Genomic DNA, 11,814 nt, shown 5'->3' with positions numbered 1-11,814 from the left:
CCATCATTCTTATTCGGCTGATTCCACAGCTGCAATCATGCGTACCACATCCACGGTCTCAGCAACATCATGCACACGCAAGATGCGTGCACCCTTGGTCACCGCGAGCGCCGCCAGTGCAAGACCGCCGTACAACCGCTCACCCACCGGACGGCTCAATGCCAGCCCTATCATGCTCTTGCGCGAAACACCGACCAACAGGGGCCGACCAAGGGCATGCAAGGACTCCATGTGTTTGAACAAACTCAAATTGTGTTGCAGGGTCTTGGCGAAACCAAACCCCGGATCAAGGATGATCCTTTCCGGCGCAATACCTACTGCGGCGCATTGGGCAACGCGCTCGGAGAGAAAACCACTCACCTCACCAACCAGATCATCATAGTGCGGGCTGTCCTGCATATTGCCGGGCTCACCCAGCATATGCATCAAACACACCGGCAAACCGGTAGCTGCAGCTGCATCCAGGGCACCGTCGCGCCGCAGGGACCGCACATCGTTGATCAAGCCGGCACCTAATCGCGCAGTCTCACGCATCACGGCCGGGGTGGAGGTATCAACCGAAATGATCACATCCAACTCTCGAGCGATGCGCTCGACAATCGGCGCCACGCGCTCCAACTCCTCCAAAGGAGAAACTGCGCGAGCACCAGGCCGAGTCGATTCACCGCCCACATCAATCAAGGTCGCGCCAGCCGCCACCATGGCTTCTGCGTGACGCAATGCAGCATCAAGCTGGCTGAAGCGGCCACCATCGGAAAAGGAGTCAGGGGTTACATTAAGAATGCCCATGACATGCGTATGGGCCAAATCAAGAACCCGGTTGCCGCAAGGCAACCGGGGGGAGGACGAAGCAAAAGTCATTTCAAACCTTAATGGTCAGCTGCCGGGCCACCGATTGGGGTTTCAGGACGTTCGTTCTGAACCACTGGCGGGGTGCCCGAAGTACCCGAACCACCCTCCCAATCACGAGGCTCACGAGGCGCCCGACCGGCCATAATGTCGTCGATCTGGTCTGCATCGATGGTCTCGTACTTCATCAACGCATCAGCCATTGCATCAAGCTTGTCGCGATTATCGGTCAGGATCTGCTTGGCCGTGCCATAGCACTGGTCAATGATACTGCGCACCTCAGAATCGATCAGCTTGGCTGTCTCACCGGAGAAACTGGCGTTTTGACCACCGCCGCCACGACCCAGGAATACTTCACCTTCTTCCTCGGCGTACATCAAAGGACCGAGTTTCTCCGACAAACCCCACTTGGTCACCATGTTCCGCGCAATCTGGCTGGCGCGCATGATGTCGTTGGAAGCTCCCGTGGTCACGCCATCGAAGCCCAAGGTCATCTCTTCAGCGATTCGACCGCCGTACAGCGAGCAGATCTGACTGATCAGCGCACGCTTGGAGAGGCTGTAACGATCCTCTTCCGGCAGGAACATGGTGACACCCAAGGCGCGACCACGAGGAATGATCGACACTTTGTAGACCGGGTCATGCTCAGGCACGACACGCCCCACAATGGCGTGGCCGGCTTCGTGGTAAGCAGTGTTCTGCTTCTCTTTTTCGGACATGACCATGGATTTGCGTTCAGCGCCCATCATGATCTTGTCTTTCGCCAGCTCGAACTCTTTCATTTCAACGATGCGCTTGCCGGTACGGGCTGCAAACAACGAAGCCTCGTTCACCAGGTTGGCCAGGTCAGCACCCGAGAACCCCGGGGTACCACGGGCAATCACAGCCGGTGCAACGTCGTCGCCCATCGGCACTTTGCGCATGTGCACTTTCAGGATTTGTTCGCGCCCACGGATGTCCGGCAGGCCAACCACCACCTGGCGGTCAAAGCGGCCTGGACGCAACAGCGCAGGATCCAGCACGTCCGGACGGTTGGTTGCCGCGATGACGATGATGCCGTCATTCATCTCGAAACCATCCATCTCGACCAGCAACTGGTTGAGGGTCTGCTCACGCTCATCATGACCACCGCCCATGCCAGCACCACGATGGCGACCAACGGCGTCGATTTCATCGATGAAGATGATGCATGGCGCATGCTTCTTGGCCTGTTCGAACATGTCGCGAACGCGGCTCGCACCGACACCGACGAACATTTCAACGAAGTCAGAACCGGAAATGGTGAAGAACGGTACCTTGGCTTCGCCGGCAATCGCCTTGGCCAGCAAGGTTTTACCGGTACCTGGAGGGCCGACCATCAGCACGCCGCGAGGAATACGGCCACCCAGGCGCTGGAATTTGCCTGGATCGCGCAAGAACTCAACCAGCTCGCCGACTTCTTCCTTGGCTTCGTCGCAACCCGCTACGTCAGCCAGGGTGGTCTTCACCTGATCTTCAGAGAGCAGGCGCGCCTTGCTCTTGCCGAAGCTCATCGGCCCGCCCTTGCCTCCCGCACCGCCTTGCATCTGGCGCATGAAGAACATGAACACGGCAATGATCACCAGGATCGGGAAGCTTGCCACCAGGAGTTGAGTCCAGATGCTCTGCTGCTCAGGCTGCTTGCCTTCGACAACCACGTGGTTATCCACCAGGTCGCCAATCAGACCGTTGTCCTGAATTGCCGGACGAATGGTCTTGAAGCTATCGCCATCGTTGCGTTTGCCGGTGATCACGTAGCCATCAACCGCTACGCGCTCGACCTTGCCATCCTTAACTTGCTGGATGAAGTCGGAATAGTTGAGGGTCTGCGGCTCGTTAGGGCTGGAGAAGTTGTTCATCACCGTCACGAGGACAGCCGCGATGATCAACCACAGGATCAGATTCTTTGCCATATCGTTCAATTAACTACCCTCTGAAGCAAGCTCCGCTACTGGCGCGCGCTTCGCATGATATTCACCGGCCTAACTTACTACATTACCTACAACTCTGGCAGGCGCCGTCTGTAACCCTTTGTGAAACTTTGACTACACAATATTCGTAAAGCTTCGTGACGAAAGCGATATAAAAAAACCTATCGCCCTCCTCGAATTCCTCAAAAACGCTCTTCACTCGCCGCGCCTTCGACGCCACGGAAGCCGCGGCACAGCAGGTATTGCTCCCTGGACCGGTCCCGGGAAGAGTCTGGTTTACGCGTCTGCACCTTGTCGAACAATTTACGGATGTTCTTGTGGTACTCGTCGAAACCCTCTCCCTGGAACACCTTCACCAGGAAATCGCCACCGGGACGCAACACCCGACCCGCCAAATCCAGCGCCAATTCGCAAAGGAACATGGCCCGCGGCATATCAACGGCCGGTAATCCACTCATATTGGGGGCCATGTCGGAAATCACAAGGTCTACCTGCGAATTTCCCACAGCCTCAAGGATCTGGGCGAGCACTGTGTCCTGGGTAAAGTCTCCATGAACAAAGGTCACATCCGGGATGCTGTCCATTTCCAGGATGTCGGAAGCAATCAGGCGACCTTGACCGCCAATCAGACGACTGGTCACCTGGGACCAGCCACCGGGGGCCGCGCCAAGATCGATGACGCTCATGCCTGGACGAATCAACTTGTCCTTGTCCTGGATCTCCAACAGCTTGTAGCTGGCCCGGGAACGATAGCCATCCTTTTGCGCCTTTTTGACGTAAGGATCGTTGAAATGCTCTTGCAGCCACTTAAGGCTAGTTTTGGAACGGGCCACGGGCCACCTCGAAAATAAAACGGGTCGTGATTAACTGGGCGGTCCCGGACTCGCTCGGGTAAACTGGCCGCCGCTTTTTACAAGATCAGACGCAGGGGTCAGATTATGCCGCTCACTCAAGAGCAGAAGAAACAGTACAAATCCATTGGCCACCATCTGAAACCAGTTCTGATTGTGGCAGACAACGGTTTGACTGAAGGTGTGTTAGCCGAACTTGAACGCGCATTGGGCGATCACGAACTGATCAAGATCAAGGTCAACATCCTTGACCGCGAGGCGCGCCTGGCCGCCATTGCAGAACTGTGCAAGGTTGGCAAGGCGGACCTGGTTCAGGTCATCGGCAAGATGGCGCTGCTGTATCGCAAGAACTTCAGCGTCAACAAGCAACTGTCGAACGTACACCGCTTCAAGTAATACAAAGGGTCACGGGCGTGCTTCGCGCGCCCCGCCACTCCATCCTGGAGCAGGCTGTATAACCAGCACCAGGCCGGAGAACCCTAGCACAAGATAGCTGAATAGCTGCCAGCGCAACGCTTCCGGCAGCCAGACATGCACAATGCAATACATTGCACACGCATACAGCGCCATCAACAGCAGTTGGCCGCGAATATCCCGCCACAGACTCTCCAAGCCTTCAGCCTTGACCAGCACCAACGCCTGAAGCGCTACGCACGCCGCCGCGAAACCCACCAGCAGCGCACTCAGTAATCCATCGATCTCATCGATCAGCAACGGAGCCAGGCCAATCACGCCCAGCACCGGCAATACACCAAGATGTAACAACCATAGGCCGCCCACCCAAAGCATCTGGGCAAGCTGCCAAAGCATGGCGCCCGCACGAAGCGGGCGCCGCCTTTCAGATGTGACGAACTTCAACAATCTCGTACTCGATCACACCGCCTGGCGTTTTGACAGACACCACATCACCCTCTTCCTTGGCGATCAAGGCACGGGCCAGTGGTGAGCCGACGGAGATCTTGCCGAGCTTGAAGTCAGCCTCGTCCTCTCCCACGATGTGGTAGACCACGCTCTCGTCAGTCTCGACATTGGCGATCTCCACGGTGGTGCCGAAAATCACCTTGCCAGTGTGGGGAATAGTCGTGACGTCGATGATCACCGCATTCTGCATACGGCCTTCGATGTCACGGATCCGCGCCTCGACCATACCCTGCTGCTCACGAGCAGCGTGGTATTCGGCGTTTTCCTTCAAGTCACCCAGCTCGCGGGCCGTACCGATGTCCTGGCTCAGCTTTGGACGTACGACCTTGGTCAGATGGGCGTGCTCCTCTTCCAGGGCCTTGGCGCCCTGGACGGTCATTGGGTATTTGATCATGCCTTCAATCCTGCGTGTAGATCCTGCAAGCGACGCACGGTCTTTTCCGGACCGAACTTGAGCGCTTCGCAGATAGCTTCGCCAGCAGCAATAGTGGTGGTGCAGTAGATCTTGTGCTGCAAGGCATTACGGCGAATGGAGTAGGAATCCGCGATCGACTGGCGACCTTCGGTGGTGTTGATGATCAGCGTGACTTCGTCATTCTTGATCATGTCGACCACATGCGGACGGCCTTCCGTCACCTTGTTCACACGGCGCACTTTCAAGCCGGCCGCTTCGATCAGCTTGGCGGTCCCGGCAGTTGCCACGATTTCAAAACCCAAGTTGATCAGATCACGGGCCACGCCTGCAACCAGCGGCTTGTCATCATCACGCACGCTGATAAACGCAGTACCGCCGGTCGGCAGCACTTCGCTGGCGCCCATCTGGGCCTTGGCGAACGCTTCACCGAAGGTGTCGCCCACGCCCATCACTTCACCGGTGGACTTCATCTCCGGGCCCAGGATCGGGTCCACACCAGGGAATTTGGCAAATGGGAACACTGCCTCTTTCACACTGTAGAAGTTCGGAATGATTTCTTTGGTGAAGCCAATTTCCTTCAGGGTCTTACCCGCCATCACACGCGCAGCGATCATGGCCAGGGACACGCCGATGCATTTGGAAACGAACGGCACGGTACGCGAAGCACGCGGGTTGACTTCAATGACGTAGATGTCTTCGCCCTGCAGCGCCAACTGTACGTTCATCAGGCCGACAACACCCAACTCCAAGGCCATTTTCTTGACCTGCTCGCGCATCTCGTCCTGGATATGTGCAGGCAACGAGTACGGCGGCAGCGAGCACGCGGAGTCACCGGAGTGGACCCCCGCCTGCTCGATGTGCTGCATGATCGCGCCGATGACCACGTCGGTACCGTCGCAAACTGCATCCACGTCCATCTCGATGGCGCAGTTGAGGAAGTGGTCCAGCAGCACCGGGCTGTCGTTGGACACTTTTACCGCATCACGCAGGTAACGCTTGAGCTCTTCTTCTTCGTAGACGATTTCCATCGCCCGGCCGCCCAGCACGTAGGACGGACGCACCACCAGCGGGTAACCGATCTTGCTGGCCGCACGGATGGCCTCGTCTTCGCTGCGCACGGTAGCGTTTGGCGGCTGGCGCAGGTTCAGGCGCTCAACCATTTGCTGGAAGCGCTCACGGTCTTCGGCACGGTCGATGGCGTCTGGGCTGGTGCCGATGATTGGCACGCCGGCAGCCTCAAGGGCACGCGCCAGTTTCAGCGGGGTTTGGCCGCCGTACTGGACGATCACACCTTTTGGTTTCTCGACACGACAGATTTCCAACACGTCTTCCAACGTTACCGGCTCGAAGTACAGGCGGTCGGAAGTGTCGTAGTCAGTGGAAACAGTTTCCGGGTTGCAGTTGACCATGATGGTCTCGTACCCGTCTTCGCGCAGCGCGAGGGCGGCATGTACGCAGCAATAGTCGAATTCGATGCCTTGGCCGATACGGTTCGGACCACCACCCAGGATGATAATCTTGTCGCGGCCCGACGGCGCGGCCTCGCACTCTTCCTCGTAGGTGGAGTACAGGTACGCAGTGTCGGTGGCGAACTCGGCGGCACAGGTGTCAACGCGCTTGTAGACCGGGAAGATCTCCAGCTTGTGGCGATGCGTGCGCAGGTTTTTCTCGGTCACACCCAGCAGCTTGGCCAGGCGCTGGTCGGAGAAGCCTTTGCGCTTGAGGCGGAACATCATGTCGCGGTCGATGCTGGCCAGACCCAGGGTCTTGACCTTCTCCTCTTCCTTGATCAGATCTTCGATCTGCACCAGGAACCACGGATCGATCATGTTCATGCCGAAGATGTCTTCGACAGTCATGCCGGCGCGGAAGGCATCAGCCACATACCAGATACGCTCGGCGCCCGGTACGGTCAGCTCGCGCTTCAGGATGCTCATGCTTTCCGGATTGCTCAGGTCGAGCTTCTCGTCCAGGCCGCAAACGCCCACTTCCAGGCCTCGCAGGGCTTTCTGCAGGGACTCCTGGAAGGTCCGGCCGATGGCCATGACTTCACCCACCGACTTCATCTGGGTGGTCAGGCGCGCGTCGGCCTTGGCGAACTTCTCGAAGGCAAAGCGTGGCAGCTTGGTCACGACATAGTCGATGGACGGCTCGAAGGACGCCGGCGTAGCGCCGCCCGTGATTTCGTTTTGCAGCTCGTCCAGGGTGTAACCGATAGCTAGCTTGGCGGCGATACGCGCAATCGGGAAGCCGGTCGCTTTCGATGCCAGCGCCGAAGAACGCGATACACGCGGGTTCATCTCGATCACGACCATGCGGCCGGTGTCCGGGCAGATGCCGAACTGAACGTTGGAGCCACCGGTTTCAACGCCGATCTCACGCAATACCGCCAACGAGGCGTTACGCATGATCTGGTATTCCTTGTCCGTCAGGGTCTGCGCCGGAGCAACGGTGATCGAGTCACCGGTGTGCACACCCATCGGGTCGAAGTTTTCGATGGAGCAGACGATGATGCAATTGTCCTTTTTGTCACGGACAACCTCCATCTCATACTCTTTCCAGCCAATCAGGGATTCGTCGATCAGCAGTTCTTTGGTCGGCGACAGGTCCAGGCCACGGGCGCAGATTTCTTCGAACTCTTCACGGTTGTAGGCAATGCCACCACCGGTGCCACCCATGGTGAAGGACGGACGGATAATGCACGGGAAACCCAGCTTTTCGAGAACTGCGTTGGCCTCCTCCATGCTGTGGGCGATACCCGAGCGCGGGCAGTCAAGGCCGATGGACTTCATGGCCTTGTCGAAGCGCGAACGGTCTTCAGCCTTGTCGATGGTGTCGGCGTTGGCGCCGATCATCTCTACGCCGAATTTTTCGAGGACGCCTTCGCGCTCCAGGTCCAGGGCACAGTTCAATGCAGTCTGGCCGCCCATGGTCGGCAGCAGTGCGTCCGGACGCTCTTTCTCGATGATCTTGGCAACCGTCTGCCATTTGATCGGCTCGATGTAGGTAGCGTCGGCCATGTCCGGATCGGTCATGATGGTGGCCGGGTTGGAGTTCACCAGGATGACGCGGTAACCCTCTTCGCGCAGGGCTTTACAGGCCTGGGCGCCGGAGTAGTCGAATTCGCAGGCCTGGCCGATAACGATCGGGCCAGCGCCGAGAATCAGGATGCTTTTTATGTCTGTACGTTTTGGCATGGGTTTGTCACTCAAATCCGCAGGTCAGTCGGCAAGCCGTCTTGAACAATCTTCGAAGAGCCTGCGGGGGCCACCAAGGTAGGGGCCGCCCGCAGGCCGCTCAGTCAGCGTCGCTTGGCCATCTCATTGATGAAACGGTCGAACAGCGGTGCTACGTCGTTCGGGCCCGGGCTTGCTTCAGGGTGGCCCTGGAAGCTGAACGCGCTCTTGTCAGTACGTTCGATACCCTGCAGGGAACCGTCGAACAACGACTTGTGAATCGCGCGAACATTGCTCGGCAAGGTCGCTTCATCCACCGCAAAACCGTGGTTCTGGCTGGTGATCATCACAACGCCGGTGTCCAGGTCCTGCACAGGGTGGTTGGCGCCGTGATGACCATGACCCATTTTCAGGGTCTTGGCACCGGAGGCCAGCGCCAGCAGCTGGTGACCAAGGCAGATGCCAAATACCGGAATCTCGGTTTCCAGCACTTCCTTGATGGCCTGGATGGCGTAGTCACAAGGCTCCGGATCACCCGGGCCGTTGGACAGGAACACGCCGTCAGGTTGCAGGGCCAGCACGTCGCTGGCAGGTGTTTGCGCCGGCACCACGGTCACGCGGCACCCACGCTCGACCAGCATACGCAGGATGTTGTACTTGACGCCGTAGTCGTATGCGACCACGTGATACGGCAGGTCAGCCGCTTCGATAGTCTCGTGGCTGTCGGTCTTCAAGTCCCAGACAGTGGAGCGCCACTCGTACTGCTCCTTGGTGCTGACGACTTTCGCCAGGTCCATGCCTTTCAGGCCTGGGAAGCCTTGCGCTGCAGCAATCGCCGCTGCTTCGGAAATATTCTCACCGACCATGATGCAGCCATTCTGCGAGCCCTTTTCACGCAGGATGCGCGTCAGGCGGCGCGTATCGATACCGGCGATCGCCACAACGTTGTTGGCTTTCAGGTAATCGGACAGCGACATCGTGTTACGCCAGTTGCTCGCAACCAGTGGCAGATCACGAATGACCAGACCCGCCGACCAGACACGATCAGACTCAACGTCTTCCGGCGTAGTACCGGTGTTGCCGATGTGCGGATAGGTCAGGGTAACGATCTGTTGGGCGTAGGAAGGATCGGTAAGGATTTCCTGATAGCCGGTCATGGCGGTGTTAAACACCACCTCTCCAACGGTTTGACCGTCGGCTCCAATGGCTTCGCCGCGAAAAATGCTGCCATCAGCAAGGGCGAGTATGGCTGGCTTAGTCAAGAAGACCTCCCGTAAATAAAGCCTGAAAGGGCGATCGCAGGTTGTAAAAAAGCGGAGTGACGTATGGACACGTCACCCCGCTTCTTCACTGAATTATTCTGCGCGCTTTTAGTGGACACACTAAAGCTGTAGCTTACAGAAAAAGGCTTTTTTGGTCCACCGCTAATGAGCCTTAAAGGCAGGAGAATGCGACAGGACGTCGCTTAGCGGGTAAAAACGGGGCCTTAGGATAATCCCGAGGCCCGGTTTTAGCTACTGCTTAGTGCAGATCCAACACATCGCGCATGTCGTACAGACCAGGCTCGCGACCTCCCAACCAGAGCGCGGCACGCACAGCGCCCTTGGCGAATGTCATGCGACTGGAAGCCTTGTGAGTGATTTCCAGGCGCTCACCCTCGGTAGCAAACAAGACCGTGTGGTCGCCTACGACATCACCGCCACGGACGGTCGCAAAACCAATGGTGTCACGTGCACGCGCACCGGTATGCCCTTCGCGACCGTAAACCGCCACCTTGGACAGGTCACGCCCCAGCGCGTCGGCAATAGCCTCACCCATGCGCAGTGCGGTACCCGACGGCGCATCGATCTTGTGACGGTGATGCGTCTCGATAATCTCGATATCCGCCTCATCCCCCAACACCCGCGCCGCCATGTCCAGCAACTTGAGCGACAGGTTCACGCCGACACTGAAGTTGGCAGCGAAGACGACGGGAATATCCTTACCCGCCTCCTCCAACAACTGCTTCTGCTGCGCAGTCAAACCCGTGGTACCAATCACCATCGCCTTGCCCGCCTTGCGGCAGAACGCGAGGTTTTTCAGCATCACCTCCGGCAGGGTGAAGTCGATCAGCACATCGAATTCGTCAGCCACCTGCTCCAGGCTGCCTGACAATGAGACACCGATACGCCCCAGCGAAGCCAACTCACCCGCATCCGCACCGATCAACGTGCTACCGGGACGAACAATCGCCGCGGTCAGCCCAGAGGCCGGGGAGCGCTGCTGCACCGCCTCGACCAGCGTCTTGCCCATGCGCCCGGCAGCGCCCATTACGGCTATACGTCGCATACTCACTTCCTTACAAGTCGCCGAAGAAGCGCTTCACGCCTTCGAAAAAGCCAGTGGTTTTCGGCGAATGCGTGTCATCGCCCTCCAGCGAACTGCGGAATTCCTCAAGCAATTCACGCTGACGGCGCCCCAGATTGACTGGAGTCTCCACGGCCACACGACACATCAAGTCGCCAGCACCGCCACCGCGCACCGGCGCGACGCCTTTGCCACGGATACGGAACTGCTTGCCGGTCTGCGTACCTTCAGGGATCTTGAGCTTGACCCGACCGTCCAGGGTCGGGATCTCCAATTCGCCACCCAGGGCTGCATCGACAAAGCTGATCGGCACTTCACAGAACAAGTGCTTGCCGTCACGCTGGAAGATCGAGTGCTCGCGCACATTGATCACCACGTACAGGTCGCCAGTCGGACCGCCCTGGGTACCGGCCTCCCCCTCACCCGACAGACGAATACGATCTCCGGTGTCCACACCCGCCGGCACTTTTACCGCCAGGGTCTTGTACTCTTCGACACGGCCTTCGCCGTGGCAGGAGTCGCACGGGTCGGAAATGATCTTGCCCTGCCCATGGCAACGCGGACAGGTCTGCTGCACCGAGAAGAAACCCTGCTGCATACGGACCTGACCGATACCGCCGCATGTCGGGCAAGTAATCGGCGCGGAGCCTTTCTTGGCACCCGAACCATCACACGGCTTGCAGTTAACCAGCGTCGGCACGCGGATATTAACGCTGGTGCCACGCACGGCTTCTTCCAGGTTCAACTCCAGGGTGTAGCGCAAGTCGCTGCCACGCTGGGCACCGCCACGCTGACCACCACGGCCACCGCCGAAGAAGTCACTGAATACATCGCCGAAAATATCGGAGAAGTTCTGACCGCCAAAACCGGCACCGCCGCCCCCCATGCTCGGATCGACACCGGCATGCCCATACTGGTCGTAGGCCGCACGCTTATTGGGATCAGACAGACATTCGTAGGCCTCGTTGGCCTCTTTGAACATATCTTCGGATTCTTTGCTATCCGGATTACGGTCCGGGTGGTGCTTCATCGCCAGGCGACGGTAAGCCTTTTTCAGGTCCGCCTCGCTGGAGCCGCGCTCCACACCCAACACTTCGTAATAGTCACGCTTTGCCATAAGTCTTTGCACTCTTAAGGACGTTCAGCCAGACCCTCCTGAGCCTGACTAAACTCGTTGAGCCCCAATACAGGCCCGGACCCAACTCACGTCAATTCAACGATCCTGGTCGTTACTACTTTTTAGCCAGGAACCCGGCCAAAAACGCGGTATTCATTGCTCGGAAAGCAGGAGCATCCCCGATCACACC

10 protein-coding genes are annotated in these 11,814 nt (G+C 58.2%); 1 reads left to right on the top strand and 9 read right to left on the bottom strand.

Annotated features, from left to right (window positions below; genetic code table 11):
- Nucleotides 1-9: 9 nt before the first annotated feature.
- From folP to rlmE, 3 genes are all read right to left on the bottom strand, one after another.
- Nucleotides 10-861 (bottom strand): dihydropteroate synthase, encoded by an 852-nt coding sequence (gene folP, locus BM416_RS14875; RefSeq protein WP_065947689.1) that lies wholly within the window; start codon nt 859-861, stop codon nt 10-12.
- 8 nt (nt 862-869) lie between these two features.
- Nucleotides 870-2,780: an ATP-dependent zinc metalloprotease FtsH gene (gene ftsH / locus BM416_RS14870; protein WP_027605365.1), complete on the bottom strand. Its 1,911-nt coding sequence runs from the start codon at nt 2,778-2,780 to the stop codon at nt 870-872.
- A gap of 200 nt (nt 2,781-2,980) precedes the next feature.
- Nucleotides 2,981-3,631 (bottom strand): 23S rRNA (uridine(2552)-2'-O)-methyltransferase RlmE, encoded by a 651-nt coding sequence (gene rlmE / locus BM416_RS14865; RefSeq protein WP_015885924.1) that lies wholly within the window; start codon nt 3,629-3,631, stop codon nt 2,981-2,983.
- Between the two features lie 105 nt (nt 3,632-3,736).
- On the opposite strand from rlmE, the gene BM416_RS14860 reads away from it, so the two are divergent.
- Nucleotides 3,737-4,045, top strand: coding sequence for a YhbY family RNA-binding protein (locus BM416_RS14860; protein WP_017139256.1), 309 nt, complete (start codon nt 3,737-3,739; stop codon nt 4,043-4,045).
- A 9-nt stretch (nt 4,046-4,054) separates the two neighbouring features.
- On the opposite strand, the gene BM416_RS14855 is transcribed toward BM416_RS14860, so the two are convergent.
- From BM416_RS14855 to dnaJ, 6 genes are all read right to left on the bottom strand, one after another.
- Nucleotides 4,055-4,459 carry a hypothetical protein gene (locus BM416_RS14855; protein WP_027605364.1) on the bottom strand — a complete coding sequence of 135 codons (405 nt, stop codon included), beginning with the start codon at nt 4,457-4,459 and terminating at the stop codon, nt 4,055-4,057.
- Nucleotides 4,460-4,487: 28 nt separating this feature from the next.
- The gene (gene greA / locus BM416_RS14850; protein WP_053137809.1) at nt 4,488-4,964 is read right to left on the bottom strand and encodes a transcription elongation factor GreA; all 477 of its coding nucleotides are present in this window, start codon (nt 4,962-4,964) and stop codon (nt 4,488-4,490) included.
- Nucleotides 4,961-8,182: a carbamoyl-phosphate synthase large subunit gene (carB, locus tag BM416_RS14845; RefSeq protein ID WP_027605362.1), complete on the bottom strand. Its 3,222-nt coding sequence runs from the start codon at nt 8,180-8,182 to the stop codon at nt 4,961-4,963. The genes greA and carB overlap by 4 nt, the downstream gene beginning before the upstream one ends.
- Nucleotides 8,183-8,286: 104 nt before the next feature.
- The gene (carA, locus tag BM416_RS14840; protein ID WP_092488546.1) at nt 8,287-9,423 is read right to left on the bottom strand and encodes a glutamine-hydrolyzing carbamoyl-phosphate synthase small subunit; all 1,137 of its coding nucleotides are present in this window, start codon (nt 9,421-9,423) and stop codon (nt 8,287-8,289) included.
- 259 nt (nt 9,424-9,682) lie between these two features.
- Complete coding sequence (gene dapB, locus BM416_RS14835) at nt 9,683-10,489, bottom strand: 4-hydroxy-tetrahydrodipicolinate reductase (protein ID WP_092488545.1); 807 nt, start codon at nt 10,487-10,489, stop codon at nt 9,683-9,685.
- Nucleotides 10,490-10,499: 10 nt separating this feature from the next.
- Nucleotides 10,500-11,624, bottom strand: coding sequence for a molecular chaperone DnaJ (gene dnaJ, locus BM416_RS14830; RefSeq protein ID WP_065925314.1), 1,125 nt, complete (start codon nt 11,622-11,624; stop codon nt 10,500-10,502).
- Nucleotides 11,625-11,814 lie beyond the last annotated feature (190 nt).

The sequence above is a fragment of the Pseudomonas sp. NFACC42-2 genome (assembly GCF_900116055.1).
Lineage (GTDB): Bacteria > Pseudomonadota > Gammaproteobacteria > Pseudomonadales > Pseudomonadaceae > Aquipseudomonas > Aquipseudomonas marginalis.
This window is presented reverse-complemented; position numbering and strand designations above follow the sequence as displayed.

Coding starts and splice junctions, on each gene's coding strand:
- folP (WP_065947689.1), bottom strand. CDS start 861: ATGACTTTTGCTTCGTCCTCCCCCCGGTTGCCTTGCGGCAACCGGGTT.
- ftsH (WP_027605365.1), bottom strand. CDS start 2,780: ATGGCAAAGAATCTGATCCTGTGGTTGATCATCGCGGCTGTCCTCGTG.
- BM416_RS14860 (WP_017139256.1), top strand. CDS start 3,737: ATGCCGCTCACTCAAGAGCAGAAGAAACAGTACAAATCCATTGGCCAC.
- BM416_RS14855 (WP_027605364.1), bottom strand. CDS start 4,459: ATGCTTTGGCAGCTTGCCCAGATGCTTTGGGTGGGCGGCCTATGGTTG.
- greA (WP_053137809.1), bottom strand. CDS start 4,964: ATGATCAAATACCCAATGACCGTCCAGGGCGCCAAGGCCCTGGAAGAG.
- carB (WP_027605362.1), bottom strand. CDS start 8,182: ATGCCAAAACGTACAGACATAAAAAGCATCCTGATTCTCGGCGCTGGC.
- dapB (WP_092488545.1), bottom strand. CDS start 10,489: ATGCGACGTATAGCCGTAATGGGCGCTGCCGGGCGCATGGGCAAGACG.
- dnaJ (WP_065925314.1), bottom strand. CDS start 11,624: ATGGCAAAGCGTGACTATTACGAAGTGTTGGGTGTGGAGCGCGGCTCC.